18 protein-coding genes are annotated in these 22,942 nt (G+C 65.7%); 7 read left to right on the top strand and 11 right to left on the bottom strand.

Features of this window, described 5'->3' with window-relative positions:
- Positions 1 to 6: 6 nt before the first annotated feature.
- The 7 genes from dhbA to RS027_RS04485 all read right to left on the bottom strand — a co-directional run bounded on the left by dhbA (position 7) and on the right by RS027_RS04485 (position 9,878).
- Positions 7 to 756, bottom strand: a complete 750-nt coding sequence (gene dhbA, locus RS027_RS04515) for a 2,3-dihydro-2,3-dihydroxybenzoate dehydrogenase (RefSeq protein ID WP_311954757.1) — start codon at positions 754 to 756, stop codon at positions 7 to 9.
- The gene (locus RS027_RS04510) at positions 737 to 4,828 is read right to left on the bottom strand and encodes a non-ribosomal peptide synthetase (RefSeq protein WP_311954756.1); all 4,092 of its coding nucleotides are present in this window, start codon (positions 4,826 to 4,828) and stop codon (positions 737 to 739) included. Before RS027_RS04510 ends, dhbA begins: the two co-directional genes overlap by 20 nt.
- Positions 4,829 to 4,830: 2 nt before the next feature.
- Positions 4,831 to 5,088: a phosphopantetheine-binding protein gene (locus RS027_RS04505; protein WP_311954755.1), complete on the bottom strand. Its 258-nt coding sequence runs from the start codon at positions 5,086 to 5,088 to the stop codon at positions 4,831 to 4,833.
- Entirely contained in the window at positions 5,088 to 5,723 is a 636-nt protein-coding gene (locus RS027_RS04500; protein WP_311954754.1) for an isochorismatase family protein, read from the bottom strand. Before RS027_RS04500 ends, RS027_RS04505 begins: the two co-directional genes overlap by 1 nt.
- Positions 5,723 to 7,432 (bottom strand): (2,3-dihydroxybenzoyl)adenylate synthase, encoded by a 1,710-nt coding sequence (locus RS027_RS04495; protein WP_311954753.1) that lies wholly within the window; start codon positions 7,430 to 7,432, stop codon positions 5,723 to 5,725. Before RS027_RS04495 ends, RS027_RS04500 begins: the two co-directional genes overlap by 1 nt.
- Entirely contained in the window at positions 7,429 to 8,559 is a 1,131-nt protein-coding gene (locus RS027_RS04490) for an isochorismate synthase (RefSeq protein ID WP_311954752.1), read from the bottom strand. The genes RS027_RS04495 and RS027_RS04490 overlap by 4 nt, the downstream gene beginning before the upstream one ends.
- 74 nt (positions 8,560 to 8,633) lie before the next feature.
- Positions 8,634 to 9,878, bottom strand: coding sequence for an MFS transporter (locus tag RS027_RS04485; protein ID WP_311954751.1), 1,245 nt, complete (start codon positions 9,876 to 9,878; stop codon positions 8,634 to 8,636).
- A 209-nt stretch (positions 9,879 to 10,087) separates the two neighbouring features.
- Here RS027_RS04485 and RS027_RS04480 point away from each other — a divergent pair, with 209 nt between their 5' ends.
- Positions 10,088 to 11,245 carry a YncE family protein gene (locus RS027_RS04480; RefSeq protein ID WP_311954750.1) on the top strand — a complete coding sequence of 386 codons (1,158 nt, stop codon included), beginning with the start codon at positions 10,088 to 10,090 and terminating at the stop codon, positions 11,243 to 11,245.
- A gap of 118 nt (positions 11,246 to 11,363) precedes the next feature.
- On the opposite strand, the gene RS027_RS04475 is transcribed toward RS027_RS04480, so the two are convergent.
- The 3 genes from RS027_RS04475 to RS027_RS04465 form a co-directional block, all read right to left on the bottom strand.
- Positions 11,364 to 13,526 carry a TonB-dependent siderophore receptor gene (locus RS027_RS04475; RefSeq protein WP_311954749.1) on the bottom strand — a complete coding sequence of 721 codons (2,163 nt, stop codon included), beginning with the start codon at positions 13,524 to 13,526 and terminating at the stop codon, positions 11,364 to 11,366.
- 257 nt (positions 13,527 to 13,783) lie between these two features.
- The gene (leuA, locus tag RS027_RS04470) at positions 13,784 to 15,490 is read right to left on the bottom strand and encodes a 2-isopropylmalate synthase (RefSeq protein WP_311954748.1); all 1,707 of its coding nucleotides are present in this window, start codon (positions 15,488 to 15,490) and stop codon (positions 13,784 to 13,786) included.
- Entirely contained in the window at positions 15,477 to 15,686 is a 210-nt protein-coding gene (locus RS027_RS04465) for a hypothetical protein (protein ID WP_311954747.1), read from the bottom strand. Before RS027_RS04465 ends, leuA begins: the two co-directional genes overlap by 14 nt.
- 382 nt (positions 15,687 to 16,068) lie before the next feature.
- Here RS027_RS04465 and RS027_RS04460 point away from each other — a divergent pair, with 382 nt between their 5' ends.
- The 6 genes from RS027_RS04460 to RS027_RS04435 are packed head-to-tail and all read left to right on the top strand — an operon-like array spanning position 16,069 to position 21,946.
- Positions 16,069 to 18,918 (top strand): monovalent cation/H+ antiporter subunit A, encoded by a 2,850-nt coding sequence (locus RS027_RS04460; RefSeq protein WP_311954746.1) that lies wholly within the window; start codon positions 16,069 to 16,071, stop codon positions 18,916 to 18,918.
- Positions 18,918 to 19,262 carry a Na+/H+ antiporter subunit C gene (locus tag RS027_RS04455; protein WP_311954745.1) on the top strand — a complete coding sequence of 115 codons (345 nt, stop codon included), beginning with the start codon at positions 18,918 to 18,920 and terminating at the stop codon, positions 19,260 to 19,262. The genes RS027_RS04460 and RS027_RS04455 overlap by 1 nt, the downstream gene beginning before the upstream one ends.
- A complete protein-coding gene (locus RS027_RS04450; RefSeq protein WP_311954744.1) occupies positions 19,259 to 20,791 on the top strand; it encodes a monovalent cation/H+ antiporter subunit D in 1,533 nt (510 codons plus the stop codon). Before RS027_RS04455 ends, RS027_RS04450 begins: the two co-directional genes overlap by 4 nt.
- Positions 20,788 to 21,285 carry a Na+/H+ antiporter subunit E gene (locus tag RS027_RS04445; RefSeq protein ID WP_311954743.1) on the top strand — a complete coding sequence of 166 codons (498 nt, stop codon included), beginning with the start codon at positions 20,788 to 20,790 and terminating at the stop codon, positions 21,283 to 21,285. The genes RS027_RS04450 and RS027_RS04445 overlap by 4 nt, the downstream gene beginning before the upstream one ends.
- The gene (locus RS027_RS04440) at positions 21,279 to 21,548 is read left to right on the top strand and encodes a K+/H+ antiporter subunit F (protein ID WP_311954742.1); all 270 of its coding nucleotides are present in this window, start codon (positions 21,279 to 21,281) and stop codon (positions 21,546 to 21,548) included. Before RS027_RS04445 ends, RS027_RS04440 begins: the two co-directional genes overlap by 7 nt.
- The gene (locus RS027_RS04435) at positions 21,545 to 21,946 is read left to right on the top strand and encodes a Na+/H+ antiporter subunit G (RefSeq protein WP_311954741.1); all 402 of its coding nucleotides are present in this window, start codon (positions 21,545 to 21,547) and stop codon (positions 21,944 to 21,946) included. Before RS027_RS04440 ends, RS027_RS04435 begins: the two co-directional genes overlap by 4 nt.
- Here the strand turns inward: RS027_RS04435 and serB are convergent.
- On the bottom strand, positions 21,943 to 22,914 hold the full coding sequence (gene serB / locus RS027_RS04430; RefSeq protein ID WP_311954740.1) for a phosphoserine phosphatase SerB: 972 nt from the start codon (positions 22,912 to 22,914) through the stop codon (positions 21,943 to 21,945). The genes RS027_RS04435 and serB overlap by 4 nt on opposite strands.
- Positions 22,915 to 22,942: the final 28 nt, after the last annotated feature.

The raw sequence follows: 22,942 nt of genomic DNA, 5'->3' as shown, positions 1-22,942 counted from the left end.
TCCTGGTTAGCCGCCGTGCAGCGTGGCGCCGCCGTCGACGTAGAGATCGTCCATGACGATATGCCCGGCCTGCTCGGAGAGCAAAAACATCACCGCGCTGGCCACGTCGTCGGGCTTGGCGAGCTTGCCCAGCGGTATGCCGGTTTTGTAATCCTCGGGGATGCCGTCGATCACCCGCTGTTCGCCGCTTGAGTCGGCCCACATGCCGGTTTGCATGGGGGTAAGCGTGGAGCCCGGCGCGACGCTGTTGCAGCGAATGCCCAGCGGCGCGAGCTCCAGGCCCAAACAGCGCATGAACATCGCCGCGGCGGCCTTGGACGCGCCATAAGCGGCCATGGCGTGGCGCGGCACGCCGGCGGCGTTGGAGCCCACGGTCACCATGGCCCCGCGACGGCGCGGGGTCATCACCCGGGCAAGCGCCCGGCACAGATAAAATACGCCGTCGGCGTTGACCGCAAAGGTGCGCCGCCAGGCGTCGTCGTCGATGGTGTCTACGCTTCCGGACTGCAGCACCCCGGCGACGTTGATGCCAAAATCAATCGCGCCGATGTCGCGCTCGATGTCGTCCACCAGCGCGTTAACCGCGGCGGAGTCGGTGACGTCCAGCGCCCGGCCGTCTTCGCCTTCGGGGGCGGCAAGGTCGGTGGCGATAACCCGGCAGCCGCTTTCGCGCAGCAGGCGTACCAGCGCGGCGCCGATGCCGCCGGCCGCTCCCGTGACCAGCGCAAGACGGCCGTCAAATCCGCTCAGCTGCATAGTAAGCCTCTTCGTTCAGGGAATGATCCAACACCGCTTCGCGCTCGGCCATACGCCGGCCAAGCAGCGGCGCGAGATGCTGGGCGGCGTCTGCGCCGGTCATCTCGGCGTGGTAGTACGGTGTTTCCAGCGCCTCCACCTCGGCGGCGTGAGCCTGCCACAGCGCCGCCTTGAGGTGCGGGCGGCTTACGTGGTCGCGCCCCGCGCGCAGGTGCACCAGCGCGGCGTCAAGGTAGCCGTGATGATGGCCGCGCACCAGCCGGTTGGTGCCGGTGACTGCGCGCACCACGCCGTCGAGCGCGGCCTCGGGCAGGTTGCCCAGGGTGCTCTCCCCTCGGCGCAAAAACGCGACGACCTTCTCGCGGGTATCCAGCGCCAGGTGCTGCTCGGGGTCGTAGCCGGCAATCGCCAGCAGCGCGCGCAGCGCGGCCACCGGGTCGGGGTCGGGCTCGGGCTCGGCGCGCCAGCACTCCGCCGGGTAGGCGTCCAGCAGCGCTACCACCCCAACCTCGCGGCCGGCTTCGCGCAGCCGCACGGCCATGGCGTGGGCGATAATCCCGCCCACCGACCAGCCGGCCAGATGCACCGGCCCGGCCGGATGCAGCGCCTGTACGGTGGCCACGTAATCGTCGGCCAGCGCCTCGATGCTTGCCGGCAGCGGCTTGTCGGGGCGTAGCGCCGGCGACTGCAGCCCGTAAACCGTACGCGCCGGGGCAAGCGTTTGGGCAAGCGAGCGGGCCAACGAACGATAGTTCCAGGCGATGCCGCCCGCCGGGTGTACGGCAAACAGCGGCGGCAGGCGTTGCTCGCCCTGCGCCAGCACGACGCTCGGCCCCAGGCCGTCGTCGGCGGCCTTGTCGGGGGCGTCCAGCTGCGCGGCAAGTGCGGCGATGGTGGGCGCGGCAAACAGGGTGCCAAAGCCCGGGTCGCGCAGAAAGTGTTTTTCGATCGCCAGCAGCAGATGCACGGCGGAAAGCGAGTCGCCGCCGAGGCGGAAAAAGTCAGCGTCCGGCCCCAGCGGCCGGTGATTCTCCAGCTTGAGCTCCCGGGCAAACAGCGCGGCAAGCGTACGCTGGGTGTCGGTGGCAAGCTCGCCGCCGCCGGCATCGTCGGCCATCTCCGGCAGCGGCAGCGCGCGGCGGTTGAGCTTGCCGTTGGCGGTCAGCGGCCATTCGTCCACCGCGACATACGCCGCCGGCAGCATATAGTCGGGCAGCTGGCGTGCGAGATGCGGCGTTACGCGCGCGCGCAGTGCGGCAGAGTCTGAAGCAAGGCCAGGCGCGGCGCTGTCGGCGTCGAGCTGCACATAGCCGACCAGCCGCGGCTCGCCGCTGCCCAGCTCACGCAGCAGCACCTCGGCGGCCGCCACGCCCGGGGCATCGGCCAGTGCCGTGGCGATATCGCCAAGCTCGATGCGCAGCCCGCGCAGTTTGACCTGGTCATCGCTGCGGCCGAGGTACTCCACCGCGCCGTCGCGACGAAAGCGCGCCACGTCGCCGCTTTTATACAGCCGCTCGCCGTCGAGGAAACCGTCGTTGATAAAGGGGGCGTCGATAAAGCGCTCGGCGGTGAGCGCGGGCTGGCCTAAATAGCCCCGCGCCAGCTGCACGCCGCCCAGGTATAAATCCCCGGCCACGCCCGGCGGCAGCGGGCGTAGCTGCGCGTCCAGCACGTAAAGCCTTGTGTTCCACACGGGAAAGCCGATGGGCACCGGGTTAGACGTATCGTCGCGGGTGGCCTCCCACACGCTTACGTCCACCGCCGCTTCCGTCGGGCCGTAGAGGTTAAACAGCCGGGTATCGAGCGTCGCATGGAAGCGCTCGCGCAGGCTTGGCGTTAACGCCTCGCCGCTGACGATCACCCGGCGCAGACGCTGGGCGGCAATGCCCGGCGTGGTCAGAAACGCCCCCAGCATCGAGGGCACAAAGTGCAGCGTGGTGATGCCGCGCTCGCGGATCAGCCGGGCGATGGCGCGGGGGTCGCGGTGGGCATCCGCCGGTGCAATGACCAGCCGCGCGCCGGCGATCAGCGGCAGAAAAAACTCCCATACCGAGACGTCGAAGGTCGCCGGGGTTTTTTGCAAAATGCGCTCGCTTTCATCCACGGCGAAGTAGTCGCGCATCCACAAAAGCCGGTTGATAATGGCGCGGTGTTCGACCACCACGCCCTTGGGTTCGCCGGTGGAGCCCGAGGTATAGATCACGTAGGCGGGGTCATCGGGCGCGGGGGCCGTATCGGCCAGCGCCTCACCGGGCGCATCCGTCGGCCAGTCCCGGGGCGCCAATACGCTCTGCCGGGCAAAGCGTTCGACATCAGCGCTTAGCAGGCAGGCCGGTTCGGCGGAGTCGAGAATGCGCTTTAAGCGCGCATCGGGCTGTTCGGCGTCGAGCGGCAGATAGGCCGCGCCGGCGCGCAGCACGGCCACCAGCGCTATCTCCAGCTCAAGCGAGCGCGGCAGCGCCACGGCAACGATGCTGCCCCGATCCACGCCGCGTTGATGCAGCGCTACGGCAAGCGCCCGGCTGCGCCGTTCAAGCTCGGCGTAGGTCAGCGCCTGGCCGCCAAACTCCAGCGCCACGGCGTCCGGCGTGGCGGCCATTTGCGCCTCGATCAGCGCGGCAAGCGTCGCTTCTTCCCCCTTGACCCCGGGCACGGGGTGCGCGGTTTGGTTGACCTCAAACAGGTAGCGCCGGGCCTCGGCGGGCGTGGCCAGCGGGATGGCGGCAAGCGTGTCGTCGGCTTGCCAAGCGGCGATGGCCGCGTCGATAAACGCCGGCAGCCGCGCCAGATGGTCGTCGACGTCGTCCCGGGTATAAAGCGTGGGGTTGGCTTCGATCTCCAGGTCCAGCCGGCCCTGGGCATCGCCGCGAAAGCCGAAGGTCAGGTCGTCCACCGGGCCGGTGCCGAGAATTTCCAGCCGCGCGTCAATGGGTGCCTCAACGCCGGCAAACGCCAGCGGCCGGTAAAACGGCTGCACGTTGATCAGCGGGCCGTGCAGGCGGCGCTGGCTGCCGATCAGCCGCAAGTCCCGGCGCAGCTGTTCGCCGCGATAGCGACCGTGGCGGCGGGTGCGCATCAGGCGCTTGGCCGCGGTGCGGATAAACTCGCCTACCGGCATCGCGGCGGGCGTATCGTCTGCGCGCAGCGCCAGCGGCAGCACGTTCATCACCATCGCCGGTACTCGGGCCGCTTTGCTGCCCAGCCGGCCCATATAGGGCACACCGACCACCGCGTCGGCGCCGTCGCTATGCCGGCGGCAGTATTCGGCGGCAAGCGCGGTAAGCACGTCCGGCCAAGGCTGCTTAAGCGCCTCGGCCAAGGCAAAAAGCCGCGTCGTAAGCGCTGCCTCCAGCGGCGCGATGCGGCGGTGGCAGTCGCTGGCGGCAATCGCGCCGGCGGCGACGTCAGCGCCCAGCGTGGCCGGCGGCGGCGTGTCGGCCAGCGCGTCATGCCACCGGGCGGCGTCGCGCTGGCGTTTGGCGGACGCCTGATACTCGGCGTCTTCCTCAAGCACCGGGGCCAGCGGGGCAAACGGCCGCGCGGCGTCATCGCCGGTGTACAGCGCCGCCGTACGCTCGCCCAACAGCGCCATGGCGTAGCCGTCGGCGGCCAGATGGTGCACGCGCAGGTACCAGACGTAGCGCGGCGTTTGTCCATCACCGCTGCCCAGCACCAACAGCTGCTGGCAGGCCAGCCGCTCGCGGGTGGGGTCGAGCGGGGTCAGGCGGTCGGCGCGCATCATCTCGGCGGCCGTGGCCCGGGGCGCGTCATCGTCGCTCAGGTCGACGACGTCAAGCTCGGGCACACGGGCGGCGTCAAGGTACTGGCGCGGGCCGTCGGCGGTATCGTCAAAGCCAAGCGCCAGGCTGTCGGCCTCGGCTGCGGCCTGGTTGGCCGCTCGGGTAAAGGCGGCGACGTCCAGCTCGCCGTCTATCCATAGCGCATGAGCGGTGTTGAACGACGGGTTATCCGGCGCCAGGCGCTGGGCAAACCAGATGCCCTGCTGGGCTTCGGTTAAGGGAAAAACGCCCCGAAGCGATTCGCTTGATGAAGAAGATGCGGCCTGCTGCATGGTTAGCGTTCGCCCTGCTGGCGCTTAACGATCTGCCACCAGTCGGCAAGGGTCGGCGCTTCGGCCAAATCGGCAAAGCCAAGCTCGACGCCGTACTGGCTCCACTCCACGGTGAGGTTGAAGATGCGCATGGAGTCGAGCCCCCAGTCGAGCAGGTTGTCGTCGTCTTCGAGCTCCTCGGGGGCCTCGTCGACCAGCGCGGCGATATCGGCGCGCATGCGCTCAAGGGTCAAAGCGTTGTGGTGCAGATTAACCGGCATTAGCTCAGGGCCTCCAGCAGCTGATCGGTGGTCATGGGGACAGCGCAGGTGCGCGCCATCCAGCACAGCGCGCTTTCGTGGTCGGCCTGGCTGAAATCGGCGCCGGCATCCGCCGCGACGAACGGCTCGATATCGCGCTGAAACGCTTCAATCGCGGTGGCCGAGCAGCCGATGTGGGTGTACACCCCGGTCACCAGCAGCTGGTCGCGGCCGCGGGCGCGCATCAGCGTTTCCAGATTGCTGCGCTGAAAGGCGCTGTAGCGGTGCTTGACCAGCAGGTGGTCGCCTTCGGCCGGGGCCAGCGGCGGGATGATCGCCTCGTGCTCGGGAATCGCGCGCATCCCCGGCCCCCAAAGGTCGGCCTGCAGGCCGCGATCGCGGTACTCCTGCTGGCCTTGCTGGGCGGTGTAAAACACCGGAATCCCACGGGCGCGGCAGTGCGCGATCAGCCGGGTCAAATTGACCACGGCCTGGGGGATCGGCGCGGCGTGTTGATCAAACGGGGCAAGGAAGTACTCCTGCATATCGTGGACCAGCAGCGCCATGCGCTCGGTTTGCGGCGTCCACTGGGCACGCGCCGCGGGCAGCTCGTCGGCACTCGGCAGCGGGTAGCTTTGAATCTTGGGAAGTCCCATCAGGCGTTCTCCTCGTCGGCTTTTTGCTGCATATCGTCGAGCAGGCGCTGGCGCAGCCGGGCGCGCAGTTCACGGCGGCTGACCTTGCCCACCGCCGTGGTCTCAAACGATTCGGCAAAGACGATCTGGTCGGGCACCTTGAAGTCGGCCAGGCCCTGCTCGCGCACCCACTTTTTCAGCGCCATGGCGCGGGGCTTTTTACCCTCGCCGCCGCCCTGCTGCACCAGAATAAACGCGCAGCTGCGCTCGCCCAGATAGTCGTCGGGGATCGACACCACCGCGGCGTCGAACACCGCCGGGTGTGAGAGCAGGTGGTCTTCGATTTCCTCGGCGGAGATCTTTTCTCCGGCGCGGTTGATGTGGTCGTTGGCCCGCCCCTGGACGATCAGGTTGCCCTCGGGGGTGCGCACGACGATGTCGCCGGTGGTGTAGTAGCCGTCAGCGCTGAAGTTTTTGGCGTTGGCGGCGGCGTCGTTGTGGTACTGGCGAATGGTGTAGGGGCTGCTGACCTGCAGGTGACCCGCCGTGCCGTCCGGTACCTGCCGGCCGTCGTCGTCGACCACGCGCACGTCGTCGTTGGGGCTGATGGGCCGGCCCTGGGTGTTAATCACCATCTCGTCGGGGTCGTCCAGCCGGGTGTAGTTGACCAGCCCTTCGGCCATGCCAAACACCTGCTGCAGCTTGCCGGGAAAGCCATGCATCAGCCGCTTGGCGGCCTCGGGCACAAGCTTGGCCCCGCCCACCTGCATGACCTCAAGGCTCGAGAGGTCGTGGGGCGTATTCCTGGCGGCTTCGACCCACAGAAGTGCCAGCGGCGGCACCAGCCCCAAACAGGTCACGCTCTCGCGCTCGATCAGCGCAAAGGCGGTGGCAGGCTCAGCGGCCGGGCACAGCACTACGCGGGCGCCGGCGTAGAGCGCGCCCAGCCAGCCCGGCGAGCTCATGGGGAAGTTGTGCGCCGCGGGCAGCACGGTCATATAGACGCTTTGGCGGGTGATGCCGCAGATCTCATTGCTCGCGCGGAACGAATAGATGTAGTCGTCGTGGGTACGCGGGATCAGCTTGGAAAGCCCGGTGCTGCCGCCGGAAATCTGCAAAAACGCCACCGACTGCGGGTCGGGGTCCGCCGGCAGCGCGGCCGGGTCGCCGTCGAGCGCGTCAAGCGCGGTAAACTCCTCGGCCTCGGTGGCGGAGCTTTCGCCGGCGATCACCACGTGTTCCACCGCCGGCACTTCTTCTACCAGCGCCCGGGCAAGCGTGCGGTAGTCAAACCCGCCGCGGCGGTCGGCGGTAATGTAGGCGCTGGCTTCGGCCTTGAGCGCGAAGTGGCGGATCTCGGTCAGCCGGTGGGCGGGCAGCGCGTACACCGGAATCAGCCCGGCGTAGAACAGCCCGCAAACCACGGGAATAAACGCCGCTTCGTTGCCCAGCTGCACGATCACCCGGTCGCCGGGCACAAGCCCGCGCGCTAACAGCCCGGCACCGATGCGCTGGGCTTCGCGGCCAAGCTCGGCGTAGGTGTAGCGGGTGTCGCCGGCGACTACGGCCACGTCATCGGCAAAGCGCGCGGCGCGCTCGCGCAAAAACGCGGGAAACGTCTCGCCGCGCCAGTGGCCGGCGGCGCGGTAACGGCTGACCAGTTCGTCGGGCCAGCGCTGCTGCAGCGGCTGGCGGCGGGAAGCGGGGGTCGGGTGGGCAGTAGCGGTCATTTTGCCTCTCGCGTTGTGCTGCTGGCGGGCGCGCGATCAACGCCGAGCGCGTCCAGCAGCGCGGTGAATTTGGCGGCGGTTTCCTCAACCTCAAGCGCGGCTACGGAATCCTTGACGATGCCTGCGCCGGCAAATAGCCGCAGCCGGCGGCCCTGCACTCGGGCGCAGCGAATCGCCACGTACCAGTCGCCATCGCCGTGTTCGTCGACCCAGCCCACCGCGCCGGCGTAAAAGCCGCGGTCCACCGGCTCCAACGACTTGATGACGCCAAGCGCGGCTTCCCGGGGGGTACCGCACACCGCGGGCGTGGGGTGTAAAAGCCCGGCGAGCTCGGCGGCGGAGGTCGCTTCACCGTCAAGCGTGCCGACAATCCGCGTGCCCAAATGCCACATGCTTTGGGTGGCGGTTAGCTCGGGCGTCGCCGGGGCGTCAAGCTCGCTACACAGCGGGCCGAGCGCCTCGACAATGGCGTCGACCACGTAGCGGTGCTCGGCGAGATCCTTGGCGGAGGCTTTAAGCGACGCTGCCGCCTGGCGGTCCTGCTCGGGGTCGTCGCGGCGCGGAATCGAGCCCGCCAGCGGGTGCGACACCACCGTGCGACCGCGGCGGGAAATCAACAGCTCGGGCGTCGCCCCCACCAGCCAGGCGGGCGCCTCGGCCTCATCTACCGGCAGCGGCGCTACGTAGGCGGTGACGCTTGAATCTTGCTCAAGGCGGGCGGCCAGCGCCAGCGGGTCAATCGGCGCGTCTGCCTGCACGCTCAGGCTGCGCGCCAATACGGCCTTCCCAAGCGTGGGCGTGGCGGTTTGCGCCGTGGCCGAGAGCCGAGTCACGCAGCGCTCGACCATGCTGGCGTAGGCCTCGGGCAAAGGCTCGGGCACGGCGGCGTCGGTCAGCACCGGCGGCGCATCAAGCGTACTCGGCGGCGCCGGCTCCAGCCGCTCGGGCTGATAAAGCGCATCCGGCGCGTGAGGGTCAAACGGCAGCGCGCCGACCAGCAGCGCGGGGCCTGCCTGACGCGCGGCAAAAAATTCGCGCACCCGCTGGCCAAGGCTTGCGGTTGCCCCCGCCGGCAGCTGCGCCCGGCAGCCGCTGGCTTCAAGCGCGTGCTGCGGGGCTTTCAGCATAAACCGCTGCGCCGTCGGTGTGCGGGGAGGTGTGGGAGGCGTTGCGGAGGCAGCTGTGAAGTCAGTTAACGTGGTCATGAAACGGCTCCTGACGGCTGCGACGCCGCTGGGGAAACATGGCGGCGCCAAACCATCAGCGCCAGCGCCAACAGCAGGACACCCACCAGCCCATAAGGCACGGCGGGGGCCAGACCGTAGAGCAGCGTGCCCACCAGCGGCCCCAGCGTCATGGCAAAGCCCTGCATGGAGGCGGCGGTGCCGGCGGCCGCGCCCTGCTCGTGGGCCTCAACGCAGTCGGCGGTTAACGCCTGTATCGAGGGGCGCACCAGCCCCATGCCCAGCCCCGCCAGGCCAAAGGCGAGAAAAATAACCCAGCCGGTGCCAAGCCACGCTACCGAGCCAAAGCCTGCGCCTGCCAGCAGCGCGCCCAGCAGCAGCCAGCGCACGGGCGGCCACTGCAGGCGCATCATCACGGTTTGGGCCACTATGAGCCCGATACCCAGCGCGGTCAGCGCATAGCCGGCGGCCTTGGCCCCTTCCGCCGGCGACAGCGACAGTCGGTCGAGCATTAAAAAGCCCACGGTGGACTGGGTGGTGGCCACCGCCATAATGGCGACAAACATGGCCGCCAGCGGCAGGCGTAGGCGCGGGTCGAAAAATCCCGCGCTCGGCTTTTGCTTGGGCGCGACGTTCTCAGGTTCCTTGTCAGGTGCGGCTTCAGGGGGGCGGGTTTCCTGAAGCTTCCACAGGATCATACCGAGGGCGGCCAGCGGCATCAGCGCGGCGGCGTAAAGCGCCAAGGCGATATCGTAGGTGGCGATCCAGCCGGCCACCACGGGGCCTGCAATCAGCCCGGTGGCGTTGGCCGCCCCGAGTCGCGCCATGCTGGATGCGCGCTTGCCCGTGGGCGCCTGGTCGGCCACCGCCGCGGCGGCGACCGTGGGTACGGCGGCGTAAAACAGCCCCACCAGCGCCCGTGCGCCCACCAGTACGGCAAGCGACACGACGAGCGCCGGCGGATGCCCCAGTGCGGCGTCCACCAGCACAGCGAGCAGCAGATAGGTAACGCAGTAGGCGGCAAGAGAAAACACCAGCACGCGCTTGCGCCCGACTCGGTCGCTGAGCTTGCCCCAGCGGCGGGCGGAGAGCGTCCAGAAGACGCCGCCGGCGGTGAGCGCCAGGCCAGCGTGCCAGTCGGCCAGTCCAAACAGGCGGGTAATCGGCCCGACCACGGCCACAAACGACATGATGCCCATGGTGCCGACCAGGGCGACGAAGCTTAGCACCCAGAGACGGGGTGACGGTTGAGGAGAATCCATCGCTGGTGTTTCCGGTTGAACCTGGTAAAGCCGACTTGCTGCCTAGCGTGCTCACGTCTTACGCCCAGTACAGCAAACGATAATAAGATTAGCAGGTTAAGGTTACTGAAAAGCAAAAGCAAATGATTTCTATTTGTGTAGCAGGCCAAAAAATCGCAGACTGCCCACGCACCTTTGCCTATCATTGACTCATCACACAGGAGTCCCAGATGCCTTTTAACGCTGCCCGCACCGGGCTCGCGCCCCACACGCGCCGCTTTTTTACCCTCTCGCTACTGGCCGCATCAATCGGCGTGGTCGCCCAGGCCATGGCCGCCCCGGCCGTCGACCGCTCGGTGAAAGTCGACGAATCCGTCTATGAAATCGCCTTCAACCCGGCCACCGACGCCGTCTACGCCGCCATCACCGGCAGCCGCGACGCCGAGGCGGAAAACGCCGTCAAGCCGGGCATTGTGGCGCTTGACGCCGAGACCCTCGACGAAGTCGACAAAATCCTCACCGGCGACGTTATTCCCTTCGGCATCGCGATCAATCACGCCACGCAAAAGCTCTATGCCGCCGACACCAAAAACGGCCAGGTGGGCGTGTATAACATCGATACCGGTGAGGAAGTCGCGCGGATCGAAAACCCCGGCGAGACTTCTGACCAGCTGCGCCAGGTCGCGGTGGATGAAGATAGCAATACGGTTTACGTAAGCGCCGTTGGCGGCATGTCGCGCGGCGACGAAGAGGGCCCTGAAAGCGCGATCTGGGTCATCGACGGCGAGTCCGACACGCTGGAATCCATCATCGTCGACCCGGTCAAAACGGCCGCCGGCCTGGCGCTCGACGCCGCCAACCAGCGGCTTTACGTCTCCGACATGGCCACCAGCGACATCGCCGAAATCGATCTGGAAAGCCAGGAAGTGCTGCGCACCTTCAGCGCCGTCGAGCTCAATGACAACGACCCCGACGCCAAGCCCGCCCCCTTCGATACCGTGAATCTGGAGCTCGACGCCGACAACGGCATCCTCTACGCCATCAACCAGAAGACCGGCGGCGTGTCGATTATCGACGTCGAAAGCGGCGAGATTGAAACCACCGTCAGCACCGGCGACGGCGCGCTAAGCGCTCGGCTGCATCCGCAAACGGGCGATTTGTACGTGGCCAACCGCGGCGACGGCACGGTGTCAATCATCGACGCCGACAGCCGCTACGTCACCGCCCACCTGGGCACCGGTACGCACCCGCAGACGATTGCCATCGCCCCCGACACCGGCAACGTCTACGTCAGCAACAAGGCCAAGGGCAAAGACCGCCACGGCCCCGCCGACGCGCCCACTCCGGTAGAGCCCGGCGGCAACACCGTGACGCGGATTACGCCGTAAGCTAGCGGCCATACCAAAACGCCCCGGTTTAGCAAACCGGGGCGTTTTTTATGCCTGAGCGCTTATGCCTGAGCATCCCTGCCTGAGCGTTCGTGCCAGGGCGCTATCGCCAGCGACGCTAGAAGTCATAGTTAACCGATGCCATGACGTTGGACGGCGCGCCGGGCATGTTGAAGGTATTCTGCCCGCCGACGCGGTTGTAGTAATGGCGGTCGAGAATGTTGTTGAAGTTAAGCTGGCCGCTAAACGCCGGGGTAAAGTCGTAGCCGAGCATGGCGTCGACTACCGCGTAGCCCGGGGCTTCAACGCCCTGGGAGGACGCAAAGCCGCTCATGGCGGTGACGCCGCCGCCAAGCGTCAGGCCGTCAAGGGTGCCGCCGGCCACGTCGTACTGGGTCCAGAGGTTAACCATGTTATGGGGCATCAGCATAAAGATGCCGTCGTCGCGGCCGGTGGAGGCTTCTTTCACCTCGGTATCCATGTAGGTGTAGCCGGCGCTTACGCCCCACTGCGGGGTTAAATCGCCCGCCACTTCTACTTCGCCGCCCTGAATGCGCATTTTGCCGACCGCTACCGAGTAGCAAGCCTTGGGGTCAGCAGGCGACGCCGCACGGTTTTCATCGTAAAGGCGGAAGGCGCTTAAGCGGGTGTTCAAATCGCCGCCGAAATAGCTGCCTTTAATGCCGACTTCGTACTGCTCGCCTTCGCGCGGTTTGATGATGTCGTTATCCGCGTCAAGCGCCGTTTGCGGCTTGAACACCTGCGAATAGCTGGCGTAGAGCGAGTGGTTGAAGTCCAGGTCGTAGACCGCGCCGGCGTAAGGGGTGAACTCGGTGCCGCTGCGGCGCTGGCTTTGATCTCCGGCGCGATCCTTGTTGCGGGTCTCGTAATGGCTAACGCGGCCGCCGGCAATCAGCGCAAGCGGTTCTACCGGGCGCAGCGTCAGCTTGGAGTAAACGCCGGTTTCCTGCTGGCGGGTATCGTCGTGGCCGTAGCGAAAGCCGCCGGCGCCCTGACGGCCCTGGGCCAGAATATCGGTGTAGGCAAGCTTATTAAGCTCGTTGCGGGTGACGCGGCTGGTGGTCAAACCGCGGGTGCGGCTGGACTCAATGTCGGTGTCGTAGCGTTTGTAGTCGCTGCCCACGACAAACTCGCTGACGTTGCCAAACGCGGAAAACGGCTGGCTGTAGCTGGCGTCAAACGAAAACGCCTCCTGGCTGACGTCGCTGCCGATACCGGCCACGTTCATGGTGTTGTCGTCATCCAGCGCGCTGCCGCCAAAGGCGTAGTTGTAGTCGGCGTTGCGATCGGAGTAGCGCATGCCGATGCGGCCGTAGCCGCCGCTATCAAAGCTGTGGGTCAGATCCACCAGCACGTCGTTGGACTGGCTGTTGAAATCGTTCCAGTCGGCGCCGTAGAACGCCGAGCGGCGCTTATAGGTCAGGTTGCCATCGGCATCCACCGGCTGGCCGTTGTTGACCACGATATCCTTATGGTTGCGCAAAAACGCCAGCCCCAGCGTGGTGTCAGCGCTTAGGTCTACGTCCAGCGCGGCGTAAATATCGTACTGTTCATTGTCGGTGTGGTCGGCAATTTCCGGGTGATCGGTACGGTCGAGCACCAGCCGGCCGCGCACTTTTCCCGCGTCGTCAAGCGGGCCGGAGAGATCGGTCTGCACGTTGCGCTGACCCTGGGTGCCCGCGCCGGCGCCGAGACTCCCTTGAAACTCGTCGGTCGGGCGCTTGCGCACCAGGTTGACGATGCCGCCCATTTCGCTGGTGCTGTTAAACAGTCCCGACGGCCCGCGCATGATTTCCACGCGGTCAAAGGCGGCAAGGGACGGCACCGAGCCGTTGATGCTGGTCATGGGGGCGGGCAGTCCGTCGATGCTGGCTTCGTCATATTCATAGCCCCGGGCGAAGATGGACGAGCGGCCGTTGTCGTTGGAGAGAACGCGTACGCCGGTGGTGCGCCGACCAAGCTCGTCGAGCGTGGTGAAGTTCTGATCGTCGATGGCATCGCGGGTCACTACGCTAACCGATTGGGGAATGTCGCGCAGCGCCGCCGGGGTTTTGGTACCGACCGTTGCCGAATCGACGCTGTAGCCCTCGGTCACTTCGGAAGGCAGCATTTCATAAAGGCGGTTGCCTTCGACAGTCACGGTATCCAGCCGCGTCTCGTCGGCGGTTTGCGCTAGCGCCGCCTGGCTTGCCCCTATCAGGGCGACCACGCTGCCGAAAGTGGCAAACGCCCGCGGTACGCTGTGTTTTCGCCTTCCCATCTTCCCGTCCTTTTCTTTTTTCAGATTTTCTTCGAGACTTTTCACGTGGTACACGCCAAACAGCGGCATCAGACAATGAAAACCAAACTCGGAAGAGAATGAGAACACAGTGCAACAATCATAAGCAATGGAAGCCGCTCCCCGATTTTCCCCACAGCGTTTTTCAGACGCTCAATGTCATCTGACCTATGCACATAAAACCGGCGCCCAAGGGCGCCGGTTTTATCACGGGGTCGCTGGCTCGCTTCAGGCCAGGATTAGGCCAGGGTTTCCGCGGTGACGTTGGCCGCCGGCGCCTGGGTCGAGTGGTGGCGGTTGATGGCGCTGAGCACGCCCTTCATCGAGGCGCTGGTGATGCTTTCGTCGATCCCTACGCCGAAGACCGACTCACCGCCGACGCGAACCTGCACGTAGGCTACGGCTTCGGCGTCGGTGCCCTGCCCGCGAGAATGCTCGTGGTAGTCGATGATTTCCACGTCGTGGCCGGCGCTTGAAAGCGCCTGGACAAAGGCGGCCAGCGGGCCGTTGCCTTCGCCGTGCAGCGTCTTGCGCTCGCCGTCGAGGTCCACCGTGGCTTCCAGGTTCACGGTGGGGCTATCCGGCTCGGAAGACATGCTGTGGCTGGCCAGTGAAAACGGCGTGCTGCGCCCCAGATACTCGTCGCTGAAGGCCTGATAGATCATCTGCGAGGTGATCTCGCGCCCGGTGCGCTCGGCGACTTCCTGCACCACCTGGCTGAACTCCATGGACAGCCGGCGCGGCAGCACCACGCCGTGCTCTTCTTCCAGCAGGTAGGAGACGCCGCCCTTGCCCGACTGGCTGTTGACGCGGATGACCGCTTCGTAGCTGCGGCCCACGTCCAGCGGGTCGATGGGCAGGTACGGCACCTCCCAGACGGCGTCGGGGCTGGCCCGGCGCTCGGTCATGCCCTTCTTGATCGCGTCCTGGTGGGAGCCGGAGAAGGCGGTAAACACCAGATCCCCCACGTAGGGGTGGCGCGGGTGCACCGGCAGCTGGTTGCAGTGCTCCACTTCGCGCATGATCGGCGTGATGTTGGAAAAGTCCAGCCCGGGATGCACGCCCTGGGTGTACATGTTCATCGCCACGGTGACCAGGTCGACGTTGCCGGTGCGCTCGCCGTTGCCAAACAGCGTGCCTTCCACCCGGTCGGCGCCGGCCATCAGGCCAAGCTCGGCGGCGGCGATGCCGGTACCGCGGTCGTTGTGCGGGTGCAGGCTTACGATCAGGGCCTCACGGTTTTTGACGTGGCGGCAGAACCACTCGATCTGGTCGGCGTAGTTGTTGGGCGTGGCGCACTCGACCGTCGCCGGCAGGTTAACGATCATGCGGTGCTCGGCGGTGGGCCGATACTCCTCCATGACCGCTTCGACAATCTCCACGGCGAAATCCATCTCCGTGGTGGTGAAAAGCTCCGGGGAGTACTGGAAGGTCCAGTGGGTCTCCGGCGCGGCGTTAATGGCATCGCGGATCTGGCGAGTCGCCTGCCGGGCGATCTGGATGCAGTTCTCCTTGTCGACGTTGAAGACGATCCGCCGAAACACCGGATCGGTCGCGTTATAGACGTGGACGATGGCGTTTTTGGCGCCCTTGAGCGCCTCAAAGGTGCGCTCGATCAGGTGCGGGCGCGCCGGGGTGAGTACCTGGATCGTCACGTCGTCGGGTACCTTGCCCTCGTCGATCAGCGAGCGGACAAAGTCAAAATCGGTCTGCGAGGCCGAGGGAAAGCCCACCTCGATCTCCTTGAAGCCGATATTGACCAGCATGTCAAAAAGCCGCTGCTTGCGCTCCTGATCCATGGGGTCGATCAGCGACTGGTTGCCGTCGCGCAGGTCGACGCTTGTCCAGATCGGCGGCTGCTCGATGCGCCGGGACGGCCATTGGCGGTCGGGCAAGTCGACGGCGACGAACGGACGATACTTTTGTGCGGGATCAGACAACATCATGGCGGCTCTCCTGGAGGAAAAAAAGGCGGCGGAAGACAGTAGAAAGATCGTCGATGCTTGCAGGCACCAACGCAAAACGCCCCTTCACCGCCGGAGGGCAAAGGGGCGTGCTGAAAAAGCGGCTTTTGTGGGAAAAGCGGCTTTTGCTAAAAAAACGGGGCTGACTGAAAAAACAGTGCGGTTCATTGAATCCCATGACAGTTTACCTTGTAACAGCTAACGACAATGCTTTGAATGCGCGCTCACAGCGCTTGCCCGACCCTGAAGTGTCAGAGGCGAGCGCGTAGTAGTCGTAGGTCTAGTACAAGATGGGTCATGGAAGTTTTCATACCCTTAGAAAATCAGTCTCGACGGCGTTTGTCAACGCCTGGCCAGCGGCACCCCTTCTGGCGGGCGAACAGGGCGCGGTAAAATTCCCCAAAGGCGACTCAGCTGGTACGCTCCAAGGTTTGCGCCGTGCCGCCGGCGTTATTCTGTGACTTTAGACACCGTTCGGACCCTGATGGTTCGACAAGCCGGACAGGTCGCCGAGTCATACGCACGACCACCACGAAGATATTCAACCGCTGGATGACCTCATGACACTGCTGTGGATAGCCTTACTGCCGCTTGCGGGTGTGTTTGCCCCTGTGCTTGGCGCACGCCACGGGCGCGCTACCTGCACGCTGGTCACTGCTGCGCTTCCCGCCATTGCCCTGGCGCTGACGCTTGCGCAGATCCCCGCGCTTGCCGACGGCGAGTCGCTGCGCTTTGGGGTAAGCTGGCTACCCCAGCTGGGGCTGGACCTGGCGCTGCGGCTCGACGGCCTGACGCTTTTGTTCAATCTGCTGATTCTGGGCATCGGGCTGCTGATTCTGCTCTATGCCCACTTTTATCTGGCGGATGACGAACCGGTGAGCCGCTTTTATGCCTTCATGGTGCTGTTCATGGCCTCCATGGTGGGCATTGCCATGGCCGACAACCTGATTTTGCTGTGGCTGTACTGGGAGCTCACCAGCCTGGCCTCGTTTTTGCTTATCGGCTTCTGGACCACCCAGAGTGCGGCGCGCAAGGGCGCGCGCATGGCGCTCACCGTCACCGGCGCCGGCGGGCTTGCCCTGCTGGCCGGCGTTTTGCTGCTGGGCCACATGGCGGGCAGTTTCGACATGAACGTGGTGCTCGCCAGCAGCGACGCCATCACCGCCGACCCGCGCTACCCGGCCATGCTGGTGCTGGTGCTGCTGGGCGCCTTTACCAAGTCGGCGCAGTTCCCGTTCCAGTTCTGGCTGCCCCACGCCATGGCCGCGCCGACCCCGGTATCGGCCTATCTTCACTCGGCGACCATGGTCAAGGCCGGCATCCTTCTCATGGCACGGCTGCACCCCGCCATCGGCGACCATGTGCTGTGGACCGTGCTGGTCTCCCTGACCGGTACGGTCACGCTGCTCTACGGGGCCTGGTTTGCGCTGTTCAAGACCGATCTCAAGGGCATCCTGGCGTTTTCCACCGTCAGCCACCTGGGGCTGATTACCATGCTCCTGGGCATCGGCAGCCCCATGGCGATCCTTGCCGCGCTGTTTCATATCCTCAACCACGCCACCTTCAAGGCGGCGCTGTTCATGAGCGCGGGCATCATCGACCACGAAGCCGGCACCCGGGAGCTCAAGCGCCTGGGCGGGCTGCGCACCAGCATGCCGGTGATGGCGGTGCTGACCTCAGTCGCCGCGGCGGCCATGGCCGGCGTGCCGCTATTGAACGGCTTTCTGTCCAAGGAAATGCTCTTTACCGAAGCGCTCAACACGCCGATCCTCGCCGGCCTGAGCTGGATCATGCCGGTGCTGGCCACGCTGGGCGGCGTGCTCTCGGTGGCCTATTCGCTGCGCCTGGCCCATGCGGTGTTTTTCAAGCCGGCGCGCAAAGCCCCCCCCAAGCCACCCCACGAGCCGCCGCGGCTGATGCGCGCGCCGGTGGAGCTGCTGGTAGCGCTGTGCGTGCTGGTGGGTATCTTTCCGATGTTTTTTGCCGGCGGCCTGCTGGACCTTGCCACCCTGGCCGTCCTCGGCGAGCCGCTGGATTTCCACCTGGCCCTGTGGCACGGCTTTAACCTGCCGCTGGCGATGAGCGTTGTGGCCCTTGCCGGCGGCGCGCTGATGTACAGCTACCACCGCGACATGCGCCGCTTTCTCGGCCATTTCAAGAGCCTCGACGCGCGGTTCGTGTTCGAGCGCGGCGTGCTCGCCTGCAAGCACAGCTCGGAACGTACCGTGACCTGGCTGGAGGGCAACTCGCTACAGCGCTACATGGCGTTTCTGATGCTATCGGCGCTGGTCAGCGGCGTCATCGGCCTGGCCAAAATTGCGCCGCTGACCGGAGCCCAGGGCAACCAGCCGATCGACGGCATGGTGCTTTTCGGCGCGGGCATGCTGATATTCGGCGGTATTGCCACCGCAGCCACCCACCGCTTCCGCCTGATTTCCCTGCTGATGCTCTCCACCGTGGGGCTGTTTGTGGCGCTGACCTTTGCCCGCTACTCGGCGCCGGACCTGGCCCTGACCCAGCTGTCGGTGGAGGTCGTGACCATGATCCTGCTGATGCTGGCGCTGTTTTTCCTGCCCCAGCGTACTCCCCGGGACTCAAGCCCCATGCGCAACGTCCGCGACATTTTGCTGGCAAGCGCGCTGGGGCTAGTGGTCGCCAGCCTCAACTATGCGGTGCTGACCCGGGGCACGGTGTCGATTTCCGACTTTTTCATCAACAACAGCGTACCCGGGGGCGGCGGGCACAACGCCGTCAACGTGATCCTGGTGGACTTCCGTGGGTTTGATACCCTGGGCGAAATCACCGTCCTGGCCCTGGCCGGCCTGGCCATTTTCAAGCTGCTCAACCGCCTGCGCCTGTTCATGCCTCACAGCGACGTGGAGGGGCGGCCCTGGTCACCGGACCGCTATCCGCCAATACTCAAGTCGATCTCCATGGCGCTGCTGCCGCTGGCACTGCTGGTCTCGGCCTTTATCTTCCTGCGCGGCCACAACCAGCCCGGCGGCGGCTTCATTGCCGGGCTGGTTACCGCGGTGGCGCTGATTCTGCTTTACGTGGCGCGCGGGGTGGACTGGGCCCAGCAGCGCCTCGACTTCCCCTTTCAGCCGGTGGCGGTGGTCGGCGTGGCCACGGCGACGCTTACCGGGGTGGGCAGCTGGCTGTTTGGCCATCCGTTTCTCACCTCGGCCTTCGGCCACTTTACGCTGCCGCTGATCGGCGAGGTTGAGCTGGCCACCGCGCTGTTCTTTGACCTGGGCGTCTACCTCGCCGTAGTGGGCGCGACGCTGATGATTCTGGCCAACCTTGGCAAGGTCACCACGCCCCACCGCCCGGTGCCCGATGCACCGCTCAAGCACACCGACGACACCACCCCCGGCAACGGCAACGAAAACGGCAAGGAGTCCACCTGATGGAAGCGCTTTACGCCATCGCGACCGGCATTCTCACTGCCTGCGGGCTTTACCTGACCCTGCGCGGGCGCACCTTCCCCGTGGTCGTGGGGCTGACCCTCCTTTCCTATGCGGTCAACCTTTTCCTGTTTTCCATGGGCGGGCTGACCACCGACGGCGCCGTGCTGATCAACGACGCCGCGGAGCAAGCCGTAGACTATGCCGACCCGCTTCCCCAGGCGTTGGTGCTTACCGCTATCGTGATCGGCTTTGCCATGACGGCGTTTGTCGTGATTCTCGCCATGCGCGCGCGAAGCGAAGTGGGTAACGACCACGTGGACGGCAAGAAGGACGATCACGAATGACCCAGCACCTGATTATTCTGCCCGTCGTGCTACCCATGCTGGCGGGGATTCTGCTGCTCTACCGGCGCCTTGGCCGGCTGAGCGTCAAAAAGCGCGCCATCAGCGTGGCGGCCACGGCGGCGCTGGTCGTCGTTTCCGTGGCGCTTTTGTACCAGGCGGCCAGCGGCGAAGTGACCTACTACGCGCTTGGCAGCTGGCAGCCGCCGTTCGGCATTGTGCTGGTGCTTGACCGCCTCTCGGCGCTGATGGTCGCGGTGACCTCGCTTTTGGCCCTGGGCGCGGTGATCCACTCCTGCGGCGGCGACGACGAAAAGGGCAGCAACTTCCACGGCCTCTTCCAGTGGCAGCTGGTAGGCCTCAACGGCGCCTTTTTGACCGGCGACCTGTTCAACCTCTTCGTCTTCTTTGAGGTGCTGCTGCTGGCCTCCTACGCGCTGCTGCTTCACGGCGGCGGCAAGGCGCGCATTCAGGCAAGCGTGCACTACGTGGTGCTCAACCTCGCCGGCTCGTCGCTGTTTCTAATCGCCGTGGGCATTCTTTACGGGGCTACCGGCACGCTCAACATGGCCGACATGGCCCTGCGCGTAGCTGAGCTACCCGCCGAACGCGAAGGGCTGGTGGTCGCCGGCGCGCTGATGCTGCTGGTCGTTTTCGGGCTGAAAGCCGCCATGCTGCCGCTGTATTTCTGGCTGCCGCGCACCTACGGCTATGCGCCGCCGCCGGTGGCGGCGCTGTTTGCCATTATGACCAAGGTGGGGATTTACTCGATCCTGCGGGTGTATACGCTGATCTTCAGCGACCAGGCCGGCATGCTCGCCGCGCTGGAGCAGCCCTGGGTCTGGTGGCTAGGGCTCGGCACCCTAGTCGTCGCCGCCATGGGCGTACTCGCCACCCGGGATTTGCGCCTGCTGGTGGCCTACCTGGTGCTGGTCTCGGTCGGCACGCTGCTCGCGGGTATCGGCATGCGCACGCCCGAGGCCGTATCGGCGCTGCTTTACTACCTGATTCACACCACGCTGGTAACCGGCGGGCTCTTCCTGCTCGCGGCCATGATCGGTACCCAGCGCGGCAAGGCCGGTACGCGGCTGGTCAAGGGGCGCCCCATGGCCGAAGGCGGCGGGCTGGCGCTGCTGTTTTTCCTTGGCAGCGTCGCCGTTGCCGGGCTGCCTCCGCTTTCCGGCGCGCTGGGCAAGGCGCTGCTGCTCAACGCCGCCGAAGGTAGCGCCCGCCTGTGGCTGTGGCCGCTTTTACTGCTGGCGGGCCTGGCCTCGCTGGTGGCGCTGTCCCGGGCGGGGTCGACCATGTTCTGGGCCAGCCACCTCGGCACCCCCGGCGGTGACGCCCTGCCCCGGGCCCAGTGGCTCGGCGTTATCCTGCTGGTCGCTGTCGCCCCGATAATGCTGGTGGTATTCGCCGGCCCGGTGAGCGAATACACCCAGGCCACCGCCGAGCAGCTGGCCCATCCCGAGGCGCTTATTCAGACGCTGCTGCCCGCAACGGAGCTGTCAACCAGAGGAGATATGCCATGATCAAGCCGTGCCCCTGGCTACCCACGCCGGTACTATCCCTTCTCCTGCTGGCGGTCTGGCTATTGTTGACGCACAGCATTGCTCCGGGGCAAATCCTGCTGGGGAGCCTGCTGGGGATCGCCATACCGCTGGCGACCCACCGCTTCTGGGATGTCCAGCCGCACATTCAGAAACCCTGGCTGCTGGCACGCTACGTGCTTCGCGTGGTCGGTGACATTATCGTCGCCAACTTCGAAGTGGCTTACCTCATCGTCAACCCCTGGCGTAAAACGCACCCCTATTTCGTTGAATATCCGCTGATGCTCGAGGAGCGTTTTACCATCACGCTGCTGGCCAGCACGATTACCCTGACGCCGGGGACGTTATCGGCCAACCTGCGCCTGGACGGCAAGTCGCTGCTGATCCACGCTCTGGACGTGGAGGACCCCGACGCGCTGATAGAGCAGATTCACCGGCGCTACGAAATACCGCTCAAGGAGATTTTCGAATGCTGAGCATCGCGCTGCCGGTGGCCCTTACGCTAGTGGTCATGGCCCTGATGATGAATCTCTACCGCCTGGCCCGGGGGCCACGCCTGCCCGACCGAGTGCTGGCGCTGGACACCATGTACGTCAACTCCATTGCCCTGGTCGTCATGCTCGGTCTGTGGCTCGACAGCAAAACCTATTTTGAAGCCGCCCTGCTGATCGCCATGCTCGGCTTTGTCAGCACCGTGGCCATCTGCAAGTACATTCTGCGCGGAGATATCATCGAATGAATACGCTGATAGAACTGCTGGCATCGATACTGCTGGTAGCCGGCGGTATTTTCGCCTTTATCGGCTCGCTGGGGATGGCGCATCTGAAGGACTTTTACATGCGCCTGCACGGCCCTACCAAGGTCTCTACCCTGGGCGTGGGCTGCATGCTGATAGCTTCCATGGTGTATTTCTTGGGGCTACACGGCAGGCTCAGCATCCAGGAGATGCTGATCACGCTGTTTTTGTTCATCACCGCCCCGGTCAGCGCCCATATGCTCTCCAAGGCCGGCCTGCACATGAAGCTTGAGCGCGCCGACAAGACCGGCGGCAACCCGCGGGAGCTACGCGAAGAAGGCGGCGACAACCCGGCACCGCCGCCGGAAAAAGACGTCGTTCCGGAAAACGACAGCCTCTAGCCCGCGGGCGTATCGGCGGACGCCTCGACGGCAAGCGCGGCTCGGGGGTGGCCCATCAGGTAAAGTACGGCGTCCAGTCCCAGGGTGGTAATCGACTGGCGGGCCTTTTCGCGCACCACCGGCTTGGCGCGAAAGGCGATGCCCAACCCCGCCCGGGACAGCATCTCCAGGTCGTTGGCGCCGTCGCCCACCGCCACGGTCTGGCTCAGGGAAAGCCCCTCGCGCGTCGCCATGTCCTCCAGCAGCCACGCCTTGCGCGCGGCGTCCACAATAGGCTCGCGCACCTCCCCGGTTACCTTGCCGTGCTCATCGATCACCAGCTCGTTGGCGTGAACTTCGTCAAAGCCGAAGCGCGCCTGCAGGTGTCGGGCAAAGTAGCTAAAGCCGCCGGAAAGGATCGCCGTGCGGTAGCCGTGGCGCTTGAGGCCGGCCATCAGCGTTTCCAGGCCGTCCATCAGCGGAAGGTTGACGGCGATGTCTTCAAGCACCGCCTCATCCAGCCCTTCGAGCCGAGCCATGCGCTCGCGAAAGCTCTGCTGAAAGTCCAGCTCGCCGCGCATGGCCCGCTCGGTGACCGCCGCGACCTCGTCGCCCACGCCGTGGCGGCGCGCCAGCTCGTCGATCACTTCGGCCTTGATCAGCGTGGAATCCATATCAAAGCACACCAGCCGACGATGGCCGCGCCACTCGCTGGCCGCCTGTACGGCAGCGTCAACGCCGTGAGCGCTACCCAGCGCCAGCGCCTCTGCGCGCAGCGCTTCAAGATCGATGCTGCCGCTCTCAAGCGGCCTGCCTTCTATTTCCCAGGCCACGCAGGCCGCGTCCGCCGGCGCCGCCGCTTCGCCGGTCAGCCAGCGGCGGCGCGCCACGCTGAGCCCCTGCTCTTCCAGCCAGGCTTCCACCTCGCTAAACAGCGCTGTCGGCAGCGTCTCGCCAAGCAGCGTCAGCACCAGTGCGTTGCGGCTCATATGCTTCCCTCTCCTGATTCCTGATTTC

The organism is Halomonas garicola (assembly GCF_031935715.1).
Taxonomy (GTDB): domain Bacteria; phylum Pseudomonadota; class Gammaproteobacteria; order Pseudomonadales; family Halomonadaceae; genus Vreelandella; species Vreelandella garicola.
Note: the sequence above shows the minus strand (reverse complement) of the source record. Positions and strands in the feature narration are given on the sequence as shown.

Coding starts and splice junctions, on each gene's coding strand:
- dhbA (WP_311954757.1), bottom strand. CDS start 756: ATGCAGCTGAGCGGATTTGACGGCCGTCTTGCGCTGGTCACGGGAGCG.
- RS027_RS04510 (WP_311954756.1), bottom strand. CDS start 4,828: ATGCAGCAGGCCGCATCTTCTTCATCAAGCGAATCGCTTCGGGGCGTT.
- RS027_RS04505 (WP_311954755.1), bottom strand. CDS start 5,088: ATGCCGGTTAATCTGCACCACAACGCTTTGACCCTTGAGCGCATGCGC.
- RS027_RS04500 (WP_311954754.1), bottom strand. CDS start 5,723: ATGGGACTTCCCAAGATTCAAAGCTACCCGCTGCCGAGTGCCGACGAG.
- RS027_RS04495 (WP_311954753.1), bottom strand. CDS start 7,432: ATGACCGCTACTGCCCACCCGACCCCCGCTTCCCGCCGCCAGCCGCTG.
- RS027_RS04490 (WP_311954752.1), bottom strand. CDS start 8,559: ATGCTGAAAGCCCCGCAGCACGCGCTTGAAGCCAGCGGCTGCCGGGCG.
- RS027_RS04485 (WP_311954751.1), bottom strand. CDS start 9,878: ATGGATTCTCCTCAACCGTCACCCCGTCTCTGGGTGCTAAGCTTCGTC.
- RS027_RS04480 (WP_311954750.1), top strand. CDS start 10,088: ATGCCTTTTAACGCTGCCCGCACCGGGCTCGCGCCCCACACGCGCCGC.
- RS027_RS04475 (WP_311954749.1), bottom strand. CDS start 13,526: ATGGGAAGGCGAAAACACAGCGTACCGCGGGCGTTTGCCACTTTCGGC.
- leuA (WP_311954748.1), bottom strand. CDS start 15,490: ATGATGTTGTCTGATCCCGCACAAAAGTATCGTCCGTTCGTCGCCGTC.
- RS027_RS04465 (WP_311954747.1), bottom strand. CDS start 15,686: ATGGGATTCAATGAACCGCACTGTTTTTTCAGTCAGCCCCGTTTTTTT.
- RS027_RS04460 (WP_311954746.1), top strand. CDS start 16,069: ATGACACTGCTGTGGATAGCCTTACTGCCGCTTGCGGGTGTGTTTGCC.
- RS027_RS04455 (WP_311954745.1), top strand. CDS start 18,918: ATGGAAGCGCTTTACGCCATCGCGACCGGCATTCTCACTGCCTGCGGG.
- RS027_RS04450 (WP_311954744.1), top strand. CDS start 19,259: ATGACCCAGCACCTGATTATTCTGCCCGTCGTGCTACCCATGCTGGCG.
- RS027_RS04445 (WP_311954743.1), top strand. CDS start 20,788: ATGATCAAGCCGTGCCCCTGGCTACCCACGCCGGTACTATCCCTTCTC.
- RS027_RS04440 (WP_311954742.1), top strand. CDS start 21,279: ATGCTGAGCATCGCGCTGCCGGTGGCCCTTACGCTAGTGGTCATGGCC.
- RS027_RS04435 (WP_311954741.1), top strand. CDS start 21,545: ATGAATACGCTGATAGAACTGCTGGCATCGATACTGCTGGTAGCCGGC.
- serB (WP_311954740.1), bottom strand. CDS start 22,914: ATGAGCCGCAACGCACTGGTGCTGACGCTGCTTGGCGAGACGCTGCCG.